At 43.9% G+C, this 12790-nt stretch carries 10 protein-coding genes; 6 read left to right on the top strand and 4 right to left on the bottom strand.

Features of this window, described 5'->3' with window-relative positions; all coding sequences use genetic code 11:
* Positions 1 to 9: 9 nt before the first annotated feature.
* Positions 10 to 1302 (bottom strand): NAD(P)/FAD-dependent oxidoreductase, encoded by a 1293-nt coding sequence (locus A6J60_RS04105; protein WP_227526059.1) that lies wholly within the window; start codon positions 1300 to 1302, stop codon positions 10 to 12.
* A 354-nt stretch (positions 1303 to 1656) separates the two neighbouring features.
* On the opposite strand from A6J60_RS04105, the gene acs reads away from it, so the two are divergent.
* The gene (gene acs / locus A6J60_RS04100; RefSeq protein WP_096064849.1) at positions 1657 to 3615 is read left to right on the top strand and encodes an acetate--CoA ligase; all 1959 of its coding nucleotides are present in this window, start codon (positions 1657 to 1659) and stop codon (positions 3613 to 3615) included.
* 277 nt (positions 3616 to 3892) lie between these two features.
* Positions 3893 to 5134: an NAD(P)/FAD-dependent oxidoreductase gene (locus A6J60_RS04095; RefSeq protein ID WP_096064848.1), complete on the top strand. Its 1242-nt coding sequence runs from the start codon at positions 3893 to 3895 to the stop codon at positions 5132 to 5134.
* 62 nt (positions 5135 to 5196) lie between these two features.
* On the opposite strand, the gene ribF is transcribed toward A6J60_RS04095, so the two are convergent.
* The gene (gene ribF, locus A6J60_RS04090) at positions 5197 to 6291 is read right to left on the bottom strand and encodes a riboflavin biosynthesis protein RibF (protein WP_096064847.1); all 1095 of its coding nucleotides are present in this window, start codon (positions 6289 to 6291) and stop codon (positions 5197 to 5199) included.
* 240 nt (positions 6292 to 6531) lie between these two features.
* Between ribF and A6J60_RS04085 the strand changes: the two genes are divergently transcribed.
* A complete protein-coding gene (locus A6J60_RS04085; protein ID WP_227526058.1) occupies positions 6532 to 7143 on the top strand; it encodes a GNAT family N-acetyltransferase in 612 nt (203 codons plus the stop codon).
* Between the two features lie 53 nt (positions 7144 to 7196).
* Here A6J60_RS04085 and A6J60_RS04080 read toward each other — a convergent pair whose 3' ends face one another.
* Both A6J60_RS04080 and A6J60_RS04075 read right to left on the bottom strand, forming a co-directional pair.
* On the bottom strand, positions 7197 to 8462 hold the full coding sequence (locus tag A6J60_RS04080) for a cation:proton antiporter (RefSeq protein ID WP_096064846.1): 1266 nt from the start codon (positions 8460 to 8462) through the stop codon (positions 7197 to 7199).
* Positions 8463 to 8521: 59 nt separating this feature from the next.
* Complete coding sequence (locus A6J60_RS04075; protein ID WP_096064845.1) at positions 8522 to 10096, bottom strand: YihY family inner membrane protein; 1575 nt, start codon at positions 10094 to 10096, stop codon at positions 8522 to 8524.
* Positions 10097 to 10293: 197 nt separating this feature from the next.
* On the opposite strand from A6J60_RS04075, the gene wrbA reads away from it, so the two are divergent.
* The 3 genes from wrbA (at position 10294) to A6J60_RS04060 (ending at position 12779) form a co-directional block, all read left to right on the top strand.
* Positions 10294 to 10932 (top strand): NAD(P)H:quinone oxidoreductase, encoded by a 639-nt coding sequence (gene wrbA / locus A6J60_RS04070; RefSeq protein WP_096066464.1) that lies wholly within the window; start codon positions 10294 to 10296, stop codon positions 10930 to 10932.
* 3 nt (positions 10933 to 10935) lie between these two features.
* Positions 10936 to 11367, top strand: a complete 432-nt coding sequence (locus A6J60_RS04065; protein WP_096064844.1) for a hypothetical protein — start codon at positions 10936 to 10938, stop codon at positions 11365 to 11367.
* A gap of 398 nt (positions 11368 to 11765) precedes the next feature.
* On the top strand, positions 11766 to 12779 hold the full coding sequence (locus A6J60_RS04060) for a TAXI family TRAP transporter solute-binding subunit (protein ID WP_096064843.1): 1014 nt from the start codon (positions 11766 to 11768) through the stop codon (positions 12777 to 12779).
* Positions 12780 to 12790: the final 11 nt, after the last annotated feature.

Raw genomic sequence — 12790 nt, 5'->3', positions numbered from 1 at the left:
TATATTGTACTAAACGACCTCACCACATGCCTTGCCGCTGGCCCATGCCCATTGAAAGTTATAACCGCCAAGCCAACCGGTCACATCAAGCACTTCACCAATAAAATACAAATTCGGCTGCAATTGACTCTCCAAAGTCTTGGACGAGACCTCATCCGTTGCCACACCGCCACGAGTCACCTCTGCTGTACGATAGCCCTCAGTGCCAGAAGGTTTTAGTGTCCAGTTGTTGATGCGATCTCCAATGCTTTCTAGCACCTCATCTTTGATGTTCGCCAGTTCCATATCTTTGTAGGTTGTCCAGTGCATGTCTTGTAATGCCAATAGCAGTTTTTTGGGTAAGTATTCGGCTAGCACGCTGCGTACTTTTTGTTTTGGATGTTCTGCTTTGGCGCTCATCAGTAAGCCGGTGACATCGACATTGGGTATCAAGTTGATATGAATATTTTCGCCAACCTCCCAGTAATTAGATAGCTGTAACATCGCAGGACCAGACAAGCCTCTGTGGGTAAATAACATCGGGCGCGGAAAGGCAATGCGCTCATTGAAGGCGACCACATCCAAGCTGATACCAGCCAACGACGCAATCATCTCGCCGGTTTTATCAGTAAAAGTAAAGGGCACTAGGCCCGCCGTGGTTGGATAAATATTATGGCCAAACTGTTCAGCAACCTCGTAGCCAAAGCCAGTCGCACCCATAGTTGGAATAGACAGACCGCCTGTGGCAATCACTAACGAGGCGCATTGGATGACACCTTCTGAGGTATTTACCACAAAGCCGTTTGATTGTTCATTATCATCAACAGTTGGCTGAATATTGGTAACTGACGTCTTTAGTTGTATGCGTGCGCCAACATCACGGCATTCATCTAACAGTAAATTTAAAATCTCTTTTGAAGAACCGACACAGAATAACTTGCCATGATCGCGCTCTTCATAAGCAATGCCATGCTTTTCAACTAAACCAATAAACTCCCAAGGGCTATAACGTGTTAGGGCAGATTTACAAAAGTGGCGGTTTTGGCCAATAAAGTTTTCTGGCTCGACCACATAATTGGTAAAGTTACAGCGACCACCGCCAGACATCAGGATTTTTTTACCTGCTTTGTTGGCATGATCGATGACCAATACTGAGCGACCACGTTGTCCAGCCGTGATGGCGCAATACAATCCAGAGGCACCCGCACCAATAATAAGCACGTCTACCACAGTTCGGCTTGATGGTTTGCTAGGGTTAGAACGTGATGCAGGGGTTGCAGATTTTGATGATGCGTTTTGCGATGTCGGATGCTTATGGGTCATTACGTTGGCTTTTGTCATGGGTAGTTGAAAGGTATGGAGGTTGTGTTGCCGTCAGTCTTTTAGTGTTTTTCAAAAGGTATTTGCGAGATATTTACTATAGTTTTAGACAAAACAACAGTTTACAACTGTATCAAAATTTAGTACAAATAGTACTGGGCTATCTAAATTATAGATAAAAGCAAAATTAAATGACGCAATAGAACGTATTAGGGTAAGGATATACTCTGTACGCGATAGCCATTTATTATTTTTTTGCTTTAATTACCAGCGGTCAATGATACCACTGATTAATTAAAGTTGCTGTTAAGGAACACCTGATTTTCAGGACAATTATCATAAAAAGGACTTTATGTTATGAAACAATACCCCATTAGTCGTGAGTTTGCTGATCAAGCTAATACCAATGCTGAGCAGTATGCAAAAACTTATCAACAATCTATCAATTCACACGAAGACAATGAAGCGTTTTGGGCAGAGCGCGCTGAACTGATTGATTGGATTAAAAAACCGACTAAGATCAAAAACGTCAATTATGATTTAGATGATTTCAAAATTAAGTGGTTTGAAGACGGTGAGCTCAATGTCTCAGTAAACTGCCTTGATCGTCATCTTAAAGACAATCCTTATAAACCCGCCATTATCTGGGAGGGTGATCACCCTTCACTACACAAAATTATTTCTTTTAAAGAGCTGCACTCAGAAGTATGTCGCTTAGGTAACGCCATGCGCAAAATGGGCGTTGGCAAAGGCGATCGTGTGGTTTTATATCTACCAATGGTGCCAGAAGCCGTCATCTCAATGCTGGCATGTGCCCGTATTGGTGCGATTCATACCGTGGTATTTGGCGGCTTCTCAGCAGACAGCTTAGCCAGTCGTATTGTTGACAGCCAAGCCAAGCTAATTATTACTGCCGATGAGGGCGTACGTGGCGGCAAATACAGCCAGCTTAAAGCCAATGTTGACCGTGCCCTAGATGTGGACGGTACTCAATGTATCGAGCGCGTGATAGTGGTGCATCGCACTGGTAACTCGGTACCTATGAGTGGTCGTCGTGACGTGTGGTATCACACCCTAGTCGACAACTCAAATGAAGACTGTCCGCCGGAGCCAATGAACGCCGAAGATCCTTTATTCTTACTGTATACCTCAGGGTCAACAGGTAAGCCAAAAGGGGTGGTGCATACCACGGGCGGTTATATTACTTATGCGCTGTCTACTTTTAGAGATGTGTTCGATATCAAAAATGATGACGTATTTTGGTGTACCGCAGATGTGGGCTGGATTACCGGACACAGTTATGTGACCTATGCGCCGTTGGCCAATGGTACGACTACCGTTATGTTCGAAGGTGTGCCTCAATATCCAACTTGGGCACGTATCGGTCAAATCATTGATAAGCATGATGTCAGTATCTTATATACCGCACCGACAGCCATTCGTGCCATGATGAAAGAGGGCGATGCCTATGTCCGTGAATCAGACCGCTCAAGCCTGCGCCTGTTAGGTACAGTAGGCGAGCCGATCAACCCTGAAGCCTGGGACTGGTACTATCAAGTGGTCGGTGAAGGACGTTGCCCAATCGTTGATACCTGGTGGCAGACAGAAACTGGCGGTATCTTGATGGCGCCTCTGCCAAATACGGTGGAAATGAAGCCAGGTGCGGCAATGAATCCGCTATATGGTATTAAGCCTGCCATTGTCGACTCTGATGGCCATGAGCTTGAAGATGCTGCTGCTGGTAACCTGATTATTAACGATGGTTGGCCAGGTCAGATGCGTACTATTTACGGCGACCACAAGCGCTTCTTAGAGACCTATTACAGCACTTATCCAGGCAGCTACTTCACTGGTGATGGTGCCATGCGAGATGAAGATGGTCACTACTGGATTACAGGACGTGTCGATGACGTATTGAACGTATCGGGACACCGTATTGGTACCGCTGAGATTGAAAGTGCATTGGTATCGCATCCAGCTGCGGCTGAGACAGCGATTGTCGGTATGCCGCATGAGTTAAAAGGTGAGGGTATCTGTGCTTATATCATTCTAAGAAATGATGAGGAAGACAGCGCTAGATTACGCTCTGATCTAAACTTACATGTACGCCGTGAAATTGGTCCTATTGCCAGCTTAGATGCGATTTATATTGTCGATGCACTACCTAAGACACGTTCAGGTAAAATCATGCGCCGTATTCTACGTAAGTTAGCGGCAGGCGAGTATGATGGCTTAGGCGATCTTTCGACCTTGGCGGACTCTAGCGTGATTGAGCAATTAATTGAAACGGTCAAAGCAGGTCGAGCAAACGGTTAAATACCGGCCTAGACTCTGTTCAATCTGTTTTAAAAGTACAGGTTGATATAGATAACATAAAAAACACTGCCTATTTAATAAGGCAGTGTTTTTTTATTTAGCATACATTTATTGCATATATTGATGGGCACTTATTGATAGGTGCTTATGGAGTTATATTACTGCTGTTTTAATGGTATGCAGTTTGTCATAATGGCTGATTGATTTACTTTGAACCATCTTAGCTTACCCCCATCTTACTCTTTATTTTGACCAACCATTTAGGCTTACCTTTATTATGATAACAACAACACCTAAGCAGCCTCTTAAAGCAAAGCAAGAAAATAGTCTGCAAGTTGCCATTATAGGTGGCGGGCTGACGGGACTGATAACGGCAAGCTTATTGGAACAATACAGCCTTAAAAATAATTGTTCTATTGAGCTGACCATATTTGAAAAGTCGGCGGGTGTGGGCCGTTTAGCAACACGTTACAAGCAAGCCAATGAGCAACAGCAGATGTGGCAGTTTGACTTTGGCGCGCAATTTTTTACCGCAAAAACCGAGGCATTTAGACATTATTTACAACCTTGGTTGGAGGCAGAAGTCGTCCAGCCGTGGCTGGCACGCACCGCATCGATTGCATTAAACAAAGGTGAAATCAGTCAGTCACAAGGTGTCGCAAATGCGATTGAAGTAACAGGTCAATGGTCGGCTGAACAACCGCGCTATATCAGCTGTGCAAAGATGACCAGCCTTGGGCGTAAAATTGCCAAAACATTACAATTCACTGATATTTATTATAAAACCAAAGTTGCTGCGTTAACCGAATCGGCTCTATCCAGCATAGATAGTGAACATGGTGATTGTGCAACGACATTGTTTGATGAGCAGGGCAATGTGCTAGGCGTGTTTGATTGGGTGATTTGCACTGCGCCTCAGGCTCAAGCCATCGAATTGGTTGCACAAACCAAGTTTGAGTATACCCAAGCCATCAAGTCACCAAACATGTTGGCCTGCTATACCCTGATGCTCGGATGGAATGATCAAAGTTCATTGCCTGATTCGCTACAGTCCGGCAATTGGGATGTGTTACAAGTTGAAAACAGTGGCGCTAATGGTGAGGATTCGATATTGGATCGAGTCTTTATTGAACATCACAAGCCAGGCCGTGAGTCACTGTTACCAAGCGTAACCATTCATGCTTCAAATATCTGGGCTCAAGCACATGTCGATGACGAACTTGATACAGTGCAAGATAAGATGTTGGCGGCGACAAAACAGATATTGGGTTGGGACCAGGTGTCTGCGCCAGTACATATAGACTGTCATCGCTGGCGCTATGCATCGACTCAATTGGCAGCATCTCAAGCGCTGCAAGAGTCAGTGGAGTCATGCGCACCCACACAGCAACGTGCTTATGTTGATCATAAACGGCAATGGATTGTGACAGGAGACTGGTGTGATGAAGGAGGGCGTATCGAAAGCTGCTTTAATGCAGCCTCCGATGTTGTCGAAATTATAAGTAATGATGCTAATTAGCGTTATTGCGGTAGCGGATATCTTGATGTTCAACTATTGGGGGTGAACGATTTTAGTAAACTCTAATCCGCTTGTTGACGCCAATTAATAAGGTCTTCAACATCTTGTTTGATACCCGCTTTAAGTGCTTCTAGGCCATCATATTTACGCTCAGCATGAAGATGATGTAAGAACCTGATATTTAGAGTTTTGCCATATAAGCTGCCAGAAAACTCAGGGAAGAATACCTCAAGGCGCCATTCTTGTGGCTTATCAAGGGTAGGGCGGATACCGATATTAGCGGTACCAAATAAGCTAGAAGGACGTAAGCCGGCGATGCCAGTTTGGTTGTCTTCAGCAAGCTGCTCAAAGGCATCAGCGATGACTGCGCCGGATTCATCTAATACAACCACATCAACCCCGAACACACCATGTAGTGCAGGACGGACTCGATTTAATTCAATATTAGCAGTGGGGAAGTCTAAAGTACGACCTATCTTATCGCCGCCAATAACGCTGCCCGTAATGCTGTAATCTCGGTTTAGCAAGTGGTTGGCAGTGGTTAAATCACCTACTTCAAGTAGCTCACGAATGCGGGTTGAGCTAATACGGTCATCTAAAATCTGCAGGTCCGAGCTGTCACTGCCATCAAGCTGATTTGCATGGGCAGCAGCGGCATCGGTATCAGTCACGGTTTGTAAGTTAGTCACTGGCAGTCCGTAACGACGCAAAAACTCACTGTCACCGGTTCGATCGTGGCCAAACTTAAAGTCATCACCGAGCACCAAAGACTTCACATTAAGCTTGCTGGTCAGTAAGTCGGCAAATTCAGTGGCTGACAAAGAGCGAAAACGATCATCAAATTTAGCAACGACTACCGTATCTATACCAAGCTCTGCAAGTAATGCTAACTTTTCATCTTGCGAGCTTAATCGAGCAGGCGCCGATTGAGGATCTGCTTTTAACTGCGCAAAATATTCACGTGGTTGAGGCTCGAAAATCATCACCATAGTGGCCAACTGCTGAGCTTTGGCTGTGTCATGTAGCTGAGTTAGCATGGCTTGATGGCCCAGATGCACCCCATCAAAGTTACCTATGGTTAATGCACTAGGCTTAGTCAGTGCCTCATGGCCAGTTAGCGTGTGAAGTTGGTCTAAGTCTAAAAATATTGTTTTCATAAAGCCTTGTTTATAAACATAATAAAGGGGTGTACCAGCGATGCGGTAGTCAGTAAATTAGTCAATTAAAATGGGTATCGCTACTCATGTTCGTTCAGTATAGAATATATACCGCAGAATTATAAACCCATTATAGTGTAAAACGAACCTGGGCTGTTGAACATTAATCGCTGAGCAATGTTGCAGGTTGTAATGTCGCAAGTTGTAATACTGCTACCACCCATTTTAAGGATAACGCAGATGCCATTAGATAAAGAAGCTAACTATACCTGTGATACCGATAGAGTAGAAACTGATACAGACAACTTATATGACGGTCACGATAGCACTGGCATGGCTTTTAGTATAGCGCTTGCTAAGCAAGCTGATTTAGAGCAAATAGTTACCATTTATAATCAAAGTATTTTAACCAAAAAATCAACGGCTGACTTAATCGAAGTGACTGTCGCAGATAGGCAGCCTTGGTTTGAGATGCATTTGCAGCGCCCAATACGTCCTATTTATGTGCTCAAAAATGACAGCGGCACTGTGATGGCTTGGGGCTGTTTTAGTGATTTCAAAAGTCGACCTGCTTATGATATCAGTGCCGAAATTAGCATCTATGTGCATCAGCAGTATCACCGTCGTGGGCTGGCAAGCTTATTTCTGCAATGGATGTTAACACAGGCACCACAGTTAGGCATTCGCAACATCTTAGCGCTGATTTTTTCGCATAATCAGCCAAGTCTGGCGTTGTTTAGCAAGTTTGGATTTGAAACTTGGGGCACAATGCCGCAGGTGTGTGATATGCAAACCTTTGTCGCTGATGTGGTGATGTTGGGTAAATCAGTAGTGCCGGCCAATAACAGTTAAGCGCTAACTGACGCATTTTTAGTTCATTAGAGCTAGCTGATCAGGAACAGTTCTTAGGCTTGGCTCAGTGGTCTGATACTGCGCGTTACTCTGCCTATCGTAAGCCCTTGAATTAATATAGAGAAGATAACAATGGCATAGGTCATGGCCAGTAGTACGTCACGTTCCATGCCAATGGGTAGCTGTAGCACCAAGGCCACCGAGATGCCACCTCGCAAACCGCCCCAAGTCAGAACTTTCCATGCGCCAACCGGTAAATTTAGCTGATGGCGTAATGTTCTGGTGGTTAGGCCGACCACCATAAAGCGAGCGACCAAGGCAATGACAATGGCGATAGCGGCTGCGATAAATAAGTTGCCCGAATAGGCAATGGTCACTATCTCTAATCCAATCAAAACGAATAAGATAGCATTTAAAATCTCGTCAATTAATTCCCAGAACAAATCCACATGTAGCCGAGTTTCATCACTCATGGCATAGGTGCGGCCGTGGTTGCCCAGCATTAAGCCCATCATGACCATTGCCAATGGCCCAGATAAGTGAAAGTAGCTGGCCAATGAGTAGCCGCCCAATACACCGGCCAAAGTCAGTAATACTTCTTCTTGGTAGCTGTTAATACTTTTGAGCATGTAATATAAAATGCTACCAAGCACCAAACCGAATAGGATACCGCCGCCGGCTTCAACCGCTAAGGTGTGCGCAATATCGCCAGTCGATGGGATGGTGCCACTGCTCAAAATGCCAAGCAGTACCACGAAAATAACCACGCCAACACCATCATTAAATAATGATTCGCCAGCGATCACTGTCTCTAAGCTTTTGGGTGCGCCAGCGGAGGTTAAGATACCCATCACCGCAATAGGGTCCGTGGGTGAAATTAATGCACCAAATAACAAACACCAAATAAAACCAATCTCAAATCCAATCAGCGGTAGGATGTAATAAATAGCGGTGGCAATCAATAACGAAGACAGCACAGTGCCAATACAGGCCAAGATGGCAATCGGCAGTTTATAAGTGCGTAAGTCGCCTAAATTGATATGCAGCGAGCCTGCAAACAACAGCATGGATAGCATGCCATCAAGCAAAATCTCGGTGAAATCAAGCTTAGCCAACAAGCCTTTTTCATAATCAATCAGCTGATCAAAGCCTAACACGCCCAAAAAGATTGCGCAGATAGACAGTATCAAGGAGATGGTCATAACCCCGATACTGGTCGGCAAGCCAATAAAGCGCTTATTGATATAGGCTAATAAAGCAGTGATGCTTAAGAATATGGCACCGATTTCAAAAACACTGAGGCTGGTTGCATGCTGCATAAGTGGGCGTGATTCCTTTTTTTAAGAGTGATACTCAAGTTTAAAAGCTGTCTCTAACATTAGTCACCAGATTTTTTGGGATTGTCATCCTCTGTAATCACCGGTTTATCGTTGTGATGAGAGAATAGGGTACCCAGTAGTCCTGATTTACCTGCCTTTTTAGCGCCATCTGCTTCAGCAGCTGTTTGCTGCTCTGATGCGGCGTCAGTATTGGTATCTTGAGGAATGATAGCTTCGCGGTTATTATTATCGGTGACCACTTCTTCATGAGGATCATAAGACTCAGCTTCAGGCGTCGAATCATCATCGCTATGGCCATTATCGTTTGCAGACTCTGCATGATTGCGGGTATCGGCAAATAAGCTGTGGTTCTTACCCATTGCCTGACTTTGACTAAAGATGTCAAACAAAGGAATATCCAACTCTTTGCGCACATAAGCTTCTGTATGCTCTAAGCGGTCGAGTAGCAGCTTAACGCCAGGTTGTTCGGTATTTAATTTGACGTCATCGAGTTCATTTTTAATCGGTAGCGGATAGGGTAGGGTGCGATAAAAGTCCCACAAGGTTAGATTGTGCAAATCTTTTTTCAACACATACTCGCCATCAGAGGTGGCGGTAATCAGCTCATTTTGCTTAAGATAGTTAAGATAGGTAAACCATTTAGGTAGCTCTTTGCGACCTAATACATCGCGTAGTTCTTGTTCTTTGGCGCATTGACCTTGCTGATAACGCTCATGTAATAAGTTAAGCATGTCCAACAAACTGATTAATGGATGACGTGGATGTACTTCACCACTGGCAAAAATGGTCAATGTATAGCTAATCTCGACCCCTAATAAGATTAGGTTCCAAGACATATAAATCCATAACAGCAAAATAGGGAAAGCAGCAAAAGCCCCATAGATGGCTTCATAGCTGGTAAAGTTGCTCATGATTAAGCCAAATACGTTTCTTAATAGCTCAAACACCACGGCGACAAATACACCGGCAATAGCCGCAGTTTTCCATGGCACACGTGCTTTTGGAATAAACCAATACATCCCGATAAAGCCAGCAACTGTCACTGCAAAGGAAATCACTTGTACCCAAAATGACCAATCAATGCCGTAGCCTGCCACTTGTTTATTTAACAGACTTAAGCTTTGTACCGCGCTTGAGGCGATAAAAGCGGTGCCCAATACCAAAGGACCTAAGGTAATAATGGTCCAATAACGCAAAATACTTTTTAGGCCACCAGAGCGTTCTTCGACACGCCAAATTTGGTTAAATGCGCGTTCAATGGTAGTCAAGGTCATGATGGTGGTGACAAATAACACCATGGCACCAATAGCGGTCAAGTTGCTCGATTTTTCAGCAAAGTTATTTAGATATTCGCTGACCTGTAGGCTTGATTGCGGCAGCAAATTAGAATAAATCACCTGTGAGATTTGTTCACGTACAGACTCTAGTGCCGGTACTGACGACAAAATCATCAATAATACCGTCAAGATAGGTACGATAGATAACAAAGTGGTATAAGTCAGAGAGGCGGCTTTTTGTTGGCAGTTGTCCTCTAGAAAGTGACGGACTAAAAAGCGTAAAAAACTAAACCAAGTGTGGTCATAAAAGGGCAGTTTTTTGAGTAGTTTTTCCATAGTATCTAGGTCAGTGTAGTGAACAAGGGGGCTAGTTTAACAAAAATTGCCATACTAATTGTGCTGTTTGTTTGTGTCAAAATGATATGATATCACTTAAAGTTAACAACGGAATGTCGTTTGAAAAAAATGACGCCGATCAAATGACGAAAATTGGTCAACGCTTGGCTTATATTTACCTTGGAGATAACCGAACTATGACAACTCAAACCGCCAGTACGGCATCAAAAGCATCAAACTATGTGTTGGTGTTGTATTACTCACAACATGGGACCACCAAAGAGCTGGCATACGCTATTGCACAAGGCATTGAAGATGCTGGCATGACAGCACGTATTCGTACGGTACCCACGGTGGCAGCAGAAACCACAGAGATTAAACCGGCCATCCCGGATGAGGGCGACTTATATTGTACGATGGCAGATCTCAAAAACTGTGCCGGTTTGGCATTGGGTAGCCCAACCCACTTTGGTAATATGGCCGCATCGATGAAGCACTTTTGGGACAACACCGTCACTTTATGGCTGGCAGGCAATTTACAAAACAAACCTGCTTGCGTGTTTACCAGCACCGGCTCTATGCATGGCGGTCAAGAAACAACCTTGCTGACCATGATGATGCCGCTACTACACCATGGCATGATTATGATGGGCTTACCTTATGCCAATCCTGAGCTTGGTCGAACCAATCGTGGCGGCACACCTTATGGGGCGACACACGTCAGTGGCACCGCGCATGATCATCCGATGAGTCAAGATGAGCGAGCATTGGCAGTCGCGCAGGGTAAACGCATTGCGCAAGCAGCCAAAGCTTTGTCTCAAGCAAACTGGTCTTAAGTCATGGCAAAAAATAAAGGGATTGACCCCAATAGCGCTGAAAATCAAATGGCCATCAAGCAAATGCAGTCAAAGCTACGCATGGGATGGCTCATTTGGTTGCTATATCGAATGGCGGGCTTGCCCATATTATTAGGATTGTTGTTGGCGACAGAGCCGAACATCATTGGCGGTATTGCCTGGCAGCTGTTATGGCTTATTCCAGCGCTGATTATTACCCCTTGGATGGTGACTGGAAAATCAGCCTATGCGCTATTGGTCAGTAGTATGCTAAGCCTAATTTATTTGGGTGCCAGTGGGGTGACGCTGTTTTCAAGATTTTATGACAGTGGCATTAGTGTGCTGTGGGTCTATGGCATCGATCTTATTTTGCTGTTTTTAATCAATGTGTGGCTATTTAAGTTACTCAAACGTTTGCCTTCTATGAATGGCTAACAGAGGTGTCTGTTTAAACAAATTAAAATCGATGTTTAATAAATAACGACAACTAATCTTAGAAATTATTTGAGATATTTTGAGCGCAAAATCAGGCGAGTCATAGCAGGCTCGCCTTTTTTATATCTGTTATTTATGCCCTAAAAATGGGTTGTTTATGTCTTATCTATATGGATAAACACTGGACTTGTATATAAAACTATAATAGTATGGAGCCATTGAAACTAATTGTTATGAATTGTATCTTTTTATTACCAGCTTAATACCCAGCTTAATACCCAATGGTGGTCTATAAGTTTTCGTATGACAAGGCAGTCTATAACTTAGTTTTAACCTTACATAAATAAAGTTTAAATATTCAAATTAAGTTTGAAGTTTGATCAACTAGGACGATTATCATGAAATTATTTCCTTCTCTATCTGCACTTGCGCTTGGTATGTTAATGATGACAGGTTGCTCTCAACCTGCAGAAGAGACTGCAAATGGCGACGCATCAGCTGAAACCAGCGAAACCAAATTTATTACTATTGGTACTGGCGGCGTAACAGGTACTTATTATCCTACTGGTGGCGCTATCTGCCGCATGGTAAAAGCAGCTGAATCTCCAATTCGCTGTTCAGTAGAATCAACTGGTGGTTCTGTTTATAACGTAAACACTATCAAAGCAGGCGAGCTTGACTTTGGTATCGCTCAAAGTGACACGGCTTATCAGGCTCTAAATGGTGAAGGCAAATTCGCTGATGCACCGGTTCCTGAGCTACGCAGTGTACTTGCTATCTATCCTGAGTTACTGTCATTAATCGTTCGTAAAGATTCTGGCATTAAGACATTGATGGACGTTAAAGGTAAAAAGATTAACGTTGACGTACCAGGCAGTGGTAACCGTATGACAGCTGAAGCTGTGTTTGAAGCCAGTGGTATCAGTATTGATGATCTTGCTTTTGCTAATGAGCTCAAAGCATCAGAAGGCCCAACCATGCTTAAAGATAAAAAGGTTGATGGTTACTTCTATATGGTTGGTCACCCAACCGCTAACATTAAAGATGCGGCTAACTCAGTAGAGATTGACCTAGTACCTATCGATGGTCCTGGTGTTGATGAGCTAGTAGCAGAAAACCCATATTATGCCAAAGGTACTATCTTAGCAGAGTACTATGAAGGCGTTGAGCAAGACGTACCAAGTATTGGTGTAAAAGCAGTGTTGGTAACACGTGAAGATATGGCTGATGATGCAGTAGCGGCTATCACTCAGGCTATCTTAGATAACTTTGACGAGTTCAAAGAGTCACATCCTGCTTATAAGAGCATCACTAAAGAGTCTTTATTAGAAGGCTTAGCAGTACCACAACATCCTGCAGCAGCAGCGGTATTCGAAAAAGCAGGAATTGTTGCAGCCAACGCTACATCATAAGTCAAATTATG

This window comes from Psychrobacter sp. FDAARGOS_221, from assembly GCF_002313155.2.
In the GTDB taxonomy this organism is placed as follows: domain Bacteria; phylum Pseudomonadota; class Gammaproteobacteria; order Pseudomonadales; family Moraxellaceae; genus Psychrobacter.
This window is presented reverse-complemented; position numbering and strand designations above follow the sequence as displayed.

Excerpts from the sequence above, each read along its gene's own strand:
- A6J60_RS04105 (WP_227526059.1), bottom strand. The coding sequence starts at position 1,302 with ATGACCCATAAGCATCCGACATCGCAAAACGCATCATCAAAATCTGCA.
- acs (WP_096064849.1), top strand. The coding sequence starts at position 1,657 with ATGAAACAATACCCCATTAGTCGTGAGTTTGCTGATCAAGCTAATACC.
- A6J60_RS04095 (WP_096064848.1), top strand. The coding sequence starts at position 3,893 with ATGATAACAACAACACCTAAGCAGCCTCTTAAAGCAAAGCAAGAAAAT.
- ribF (WP_096064847.1), bottom strand. The coding sequence starts at position 6,291 with ATGAAAACAATATTTTTAGACTTAGACCAACTTCACACGCTAACTGGC.
- A6J60_RS04085 (WP_227526058.1), top strand. The coding sequence starts at position 6,532 with ATGCCATTAGATAAAGAAGCTAACTATACCTGTGATACCGATAGAGTA.
- A6J60_RS04080 (WP_096064846.1), bottom strand. The coding sequence starts at position 8,462 with ATGCAGCATGCAACCAGCCTCAGTGTTTTTGAAATCGGTGCCATATTC.
- A6J60_RS04075 (WP_096064845.1), bottom strand. The coding sequence starts at position 10,096 with ATGGAAAAACTACTCAAAAAACTGCCCTTTTATGACCACACTTGGTTT.
- wrbA (WP_096066464.1), top strand. The coding sequence starts at position 10,294 with ATGACAACTCAAACCGCCAGTACGGCATCAAAAGCATCAAACTATGTG.
- A6J60_RS04065 (WP_096064844.1), top strand. The coding sequence starts at position 10,936 with ATGGCAAAAAATAAAGGGATTGACCCCAATAGCGCTGAAAATCAAATG.
- A6J60_RS04060 (WP_096064843.1), top strand. The coding sequence starts at position 11,766 with ATGAAATTATTTCCTTCTCTATCTGCACTTGCGCTTGGTATGTTAATG.